Consider the following 1087-nt stretch of genomic DNA (forward strand, 5'->3'; position numbering starts at 1 on the left):
CTCCTATGCGGGGTGACATTGAAGTTGATACATACTCTCGGCCTGAACACTCAGTAGGTTTTAACGATGATGGTGAAGCTCTCTATTCCGTAAATGGTTGGGAAATGACAGCAGCACAGCGGGATTCTATTCTGAACAGCGATAGCGTTGAGTACAGCCAATACACAAACGAAGTCGATACATTTTATCTGACAGAGAACCCAATAGCTTACAATGATTTTGATGAACCTATTTATTCCTTCCATGGGATGGGCCTTACAGTAGCACAGCATAAGGCTCTATTCGGTGAATCTGATGAAACTTGTACCCAAGAGCAACGTGAAAACTTTGATACACACCTTGCAATGGCAGAGAACGATGAAAGCAATCATCACCCTGTCTACTCAAAGCTGAACACTATTAATAAAGCAAGCGGTGACGTAGGCCAATTCTATTCTGATGCTCTATTCAATAATGACCATGAAGCTATGGCCTCTGTGTCTAATGCAACTGGTATGGAGCAGGATGAAATCAATTCTTATGCCTACGCTGTTCTAGCCGACATTTCAAATGAGCTTGGCGCTGATTATAACCAGATGGTTGAAATGCTTGAGCAAGACATTTCCCACATTAAATCTACTGGCTCTGAGGCCAAATACAAAGTCCTAGACTATGCAATTAAGAAAGCATTCAAAGGCGATTACCAAGGAGCTATGAGTCTCTGGGATGGCTACCGTAAAATTATCTATAAGAACAAATAAGACCTATCAACATGAACACCAAAAAGATTACTAAAGAAGACCTCTCCCTTGAATTGTTTGACGAAATTAACGCACTCAAGGCACAACTCCGATTCCTTGCACAACATAGCTCCGCTCCAATGGCAGCATTCGCAGCAGCAGGTTATAAGGCATCTGTAGCTTATCAAGAGGAACAGCAGCAGAATGCTTATGATCGTAAGCTCGATAAGCAGTATGAAGAAGACATTAAGGCTCTCAAAGCATGGGCACAGGATTACTATTTCTGTTTCGCCAATGCAGAGGCCGCTGAACACTATGTAGATGAACAATGGGAACACATCTGCAAGACTCGTAATAGTGAACATGGC

The 1087-nt window shown here is 42.5% G+C and carries 2 protein-coding genes; both read left to right on the top strand.

Annotation, left to right across the window (positions count from 1 at the left end):
- Nucleotides 1–740, top strand: a 740-nt coding sequence (locus tag LG31_RS21195; RefSeq protein WP_033113910.1) for a hypothetical protein, incomplete at its 5' end; no start/stop codon positions are given.
- Nucleotides 741–751: 11 nt separating this feature from the next.
- The coding region (locus LG31_RS20885) for a hypothetical protein (RefSeq protein ID WP_202963002.1) at nucleotides 752–1087 on the top strand (336 nt) is incomplete at its 3' end.

The organism is Aeromonas lacus, from assembly GCF_000764665.1.
GTDB lineage: Bacteria > Pseudomonadota > Gammaproteobacteria > Enterobacterales > Aeromonadaceae > Aeromonas > Aeromonas lacus.